This is a genomic window from Streptomyces sp. SID9727 (genome assembly GCF_010550605.1).
Classification (GTDB): Bacteria; Actinomycetota; Actinomycetes; order Streptomycetales; family Streptomycetaceae; genus Streptomyces.
On record NZ_JAAGNI010000176.1, the window covers coordinates 1 to 3,786 of the forward strand.

Sequence of the window (3,786 nt, forward strand, 5' to 3'; positions counted from 1 at the left end):
CCCCGTCGACCCGCGCCGCGCCCCGCTCGACAGCGGTGAGCGCTGGCTCAAGGACGCCCCCGCGATGGCGGAGACCGCCGAGCGGATCACCTCCGCCGCCGGGCTCGGCGCCGGTGCCGGGGCGCGGCTCCTCGCGGAGACCCGGCACACCGCCGAGGCGTGCGTGGTGGACCCCGGGGGCGACCTCGGCATCGGTTCCGTCCACTTCCCCGAGCCCGGCCTCGTCGGCGCGGGCCGGCGCACCGCCCAGCGGGTGCTGGCCTCCCGCGCCGCCGCCGGCATGGTGCTGCACGGCTACGACCGCAGACCCGGGTACTGGGACCGGATGCACCACGAGCTGGACATCATCGCCCACCACGGCTTCGCCTCGTACTTCCTGACGGTCGCCCAGGTGGTGGACGACGTACGCGCGATGAAGGTGCGGGTGGCCGCCCGGGGCTCCGGGGCCGGTTCGCTGGTCAACCACCTGCTGGGCATCGCGCACGCCGACCCGGTCGAGCACGGGCTGCTGATGGAGCGCTTCCTGTCCAAGCGCCGCTTCGTGCTGCCCGACATCGACATCGACGTCGAGTCGGCCCGCCGCCTCGACGTCTACCGCGCGATCATCGGCCGCTTCGGCGCCGAGCGGGTCGCCACCGTCGCCATGCCCGAGACCTACCGGGTGCGCCACGCCATCCGCGACGTCGGCGCCGCGCTCTCCATGAACCCGGCCGAGACCGACCGGCTCGCCAAGGCGTTCCCGCACATCCGGGCCCGCGACGCCCGCGCGGCCATGGAGGAACTGCCCGAACTGCGCGAGGTCGCGAGGACCAAGGAGACGTACGGGAGGCTGTGGGAGCTGGTGGAGGCGCTGGACGCGCTGCCGCGCGGCGTCGCCATGCATCCGTGCGGGGTCCTCCTCTCGGACGCCTCGCTGCTGCGCCGTACCCCCGTCATGCCCACCAGCGGCGAGGGCTTCCCGATGTCCCAGTTCGACAAGGAGGACGTGGAGCACCTGGGGCTGCTCAAGCTGGACGTGCTGGGCGTGCGGATGCAGTCGGCGATGGCGCACGCGGTGGCCGAGGTGAAGCGGGCCTCGGGGCGCGAGGTGGACCTGGACGCCGTGGAGCCGGGCGACCCGCGTACGTACCAGCTGATCAGGACGGCCGAGACGCTGGGCTGCTTCCAGATCGAGTCCCCGGGCCAGCGGGACCTGGTCGGCAGGCTCCAGCCGGAGACCTTCCACGATCTGGTGGTCGACATCTCGCTGTTCCGGCCGGGCCCGGTCTCCGCCGACATGGTCCGCCCGTTCATCGAGGCCCGGCACGGCCGGGCGCCGGTCCGCTATCCGCACCCCGACCTGGAGGGCCCGCTGCGCGAGACGTACGGCGTGGTGGTCTTCCACGAGCAGATCATCCAGATCGTCGACATCATGACCGGCTGCGGCCGCGACGAGGCCGACCGGGTCAGACGCGGGCTCTCCCACCCCGAGTCCCAGTCCCTGATCAGGGTCTGGTTCGCCCAGCACGCGGCGGCGCGGAAGTACGACGCGGAGGTGATCGCCCGCGCCTGGGAGATCATCGAGGCGTTCGGCAGCTACGGCTTCTGCAAGGCGCACGCGGTGGCCTTCGCCGTGCCCACGTACCAGTCCGCCTGGCTGAAGGCGCACCACCCGGCGGCCTTCTACGCCGGGCTGCTCACCCACGACCCCGGGATGTACCCGAAGCGGTTGCTGCTCGCCGACGCCCGGAGGCGCGGGGTGCCCGTACTGCCCTTGGACGTGAACCGGTCGGCGGCCGCTCACAGAATCGAACTGGTGTCTGATGAAGGGGGGGAGGGGGAGCGCTGGGGACTCCGGCTCGCGCTCTCGGACGTCCACGGCATCAGCGAGGCCGAGGCCGCCCGGATCGAGGCCGGCCGGCCCTACAGCTCACTGCTCGACTTCTGGCAGCGGGCCCGCCCGGGGAAGCCGGCCGCCGAACGGCTGGCCCAGGTCGGCGCGCTCGACGCGTTCGGGGCCAACCGCCGCGACCTGCTGCTGCACCTGTCCGAACTGCACCGCGCCCAGCGCGGCGCGGGCTCCGGCGCTCAGCTCCCGCTCGGCGGCGGGCACCGCACCGCGTCCGTCGGTCTGCCCGACCTCAACGAGGCGGAACGGCTCAGCGCCGAACTGGGCGTACTGAGCATGGACGTCTCGCGCCATCTGATGAGCGATCACCACGCCTTCCTCAAGGAGCTCGGCGCGGTCTCGGCCAAGCGGCTGCGCGAGGCGCGGCACGGGGAGACCGTGCTGGTCGCGGGTGCCAAGGCGGCGACCCAGACCCCGCCCATCCGCTCCGGCCGCCGGGTCGTCTTCACCACCCTGGACGACGGCACGGGCCTGGTCGACCTGGCCTTCTTCGACGACAGCCACGCCGCCTGCGCGCACACCGTCTTCCACTCCTGGCTGCTGCTGGTGCGCGGAGTGGTGCAGCGGCGCGGGGCGCGCAGCCTGAGCGTGGTCGGCGCGGCCGCCTGGAACCTGGCGGAACTGGCCGAGCTGCGGCGCACCGGCGGGCTCGACGCGGTCGCGGAGCGGCTGGCGCGGGTGCCGGAGCCGGAGGGCGGGGATCCGCCATCGGACGAGGCCCCGCCCGGCGACGGCGGGCGGCGCATCCGGATGCCCACCGGTTACGAGATGAACCCCTGGGCGGACCTCAAGCCGGCCGGCGAGGGGCTGCCCACCGGAAGGAAGCTGTGGCACCAGAGCCCGGGGAGCGCGGGATGACCGGGGCCGACGTCCTCTGCCTGCGGTTCCGCAGGGTCGGCGGCGGGCTCCCGGACGCCGCCGGGTACGCGGGACTGCTCGCCCTGCTCGGTTCGTTCACCCCGGTCGTGGAGGCGGCCCCGCCCGACGGGGCGCTCGCCGATGTGCGCGGCGCGCTCCGCTACTTCGGGCGGGACGTGCGGGGGCTGGCCTCGGTGATCCGGGTCCGCGCGCTGGCCCTGCACGGGGTGGACTGCGCGATCGGGGCCGCCCCGAATCCCATGCTGGCCCGGATGGCGCTGCGGCAGGCCGCGCCCGGGGCGACCTTCGTGGTGCCCGCCGACGGGGTGACCGCCTTCCTCGCGGACCGGCCGGCCGCCGCGCTGGACGGCGTCGGGGCGGCGACGGCCCGGACGCTGTGCGGGTACGGGCTCGACTCCGTCGGCCGGATCGCGGCGGCCCCGCTCGGCACCCTGCAACGGATCACCGGGACGCGGACCGGGCGCGACCTGTGGGAGCGGGCGCACGGTATCGACCGCACCGCCGTCCGGCCGAACGCCGCCGCCCGCTCGGTCGCCGCCGAGCGCACCTTCCCGCGCGACGAGCTGGACCCGGAGCGGCAGCGCCGCGCGCTCATGTCGCTCACCGAGGAGCTGGGGGCGCGGATGCGCGGCGAGGGGCAGGTGTGCCGCGCGCTGGCGGTCTCCGTGCGGTACGCCGACCGCACCGGCTACTCGACGCTGACCCGGAGCCGTACCCTCCGCGAACCCACCGCGCACTCCGCGGAGCTCACCGCGCTCGCGTACCGCATCCACGACTCGTTCGGCCTGCAGCGGGCCCGGGTGCGGGGGATCGGGCTGCGCGCGGAGGGGCTGGGCGAGGCCGAACGGGCGGCCCGGCAGCTGAGCTTCGACCCGGTGGACGAGCGGGCGCGGCGGATCGAGGCGGTCGCGGACCGGCTGCGGGAGCGGTTCGGCCCCCGGGCCGTGATGCCGGGGCGGCTGGCGGCCTGAGCGGTGCGAAGCGGGGCCGCGCGGGCCCCGGGCAGCGGTGCGACCCGG

Annotated in this window: 2 protein-coding genes; both read left to right on the forward strand. The window is 75.2% G+C overall.

Annotated features, from left to right (window positions below):
• On the forward strand, nt 1–2,746 hold a 2,746-nt coding region (gene dnaE, locus G3I41_RS11945; protein WP_164400182.1), incomplete at its 5' end, for a DNA polymerase III subunit alpha.
• Nucleotides 2,743–3,738, forward strand: coding sequence for a hypothetical protein (locus G3I41_RS11950; RefSeq protein ID WP_164400183.1), 996 nt, complete (start codon nt 2,743–2,745; stop codon nt 3,736–3,738). The genes dnaE and G3I41_RS11950, both read left to right, overlap by 4 nt.
• Nucleotides 3,739–3,786 lie beyond the last annotated feature (48 nt).

Coding starts and splice junctions, on each gene's coding strand:
- G3I41_RS11950 (WP_164400183.1), top strand. CDS start 2,743: ATGACCGGGGCCGACGTCCTCTGCCTGCGGTTCCGCAGGGTCGGCGGC.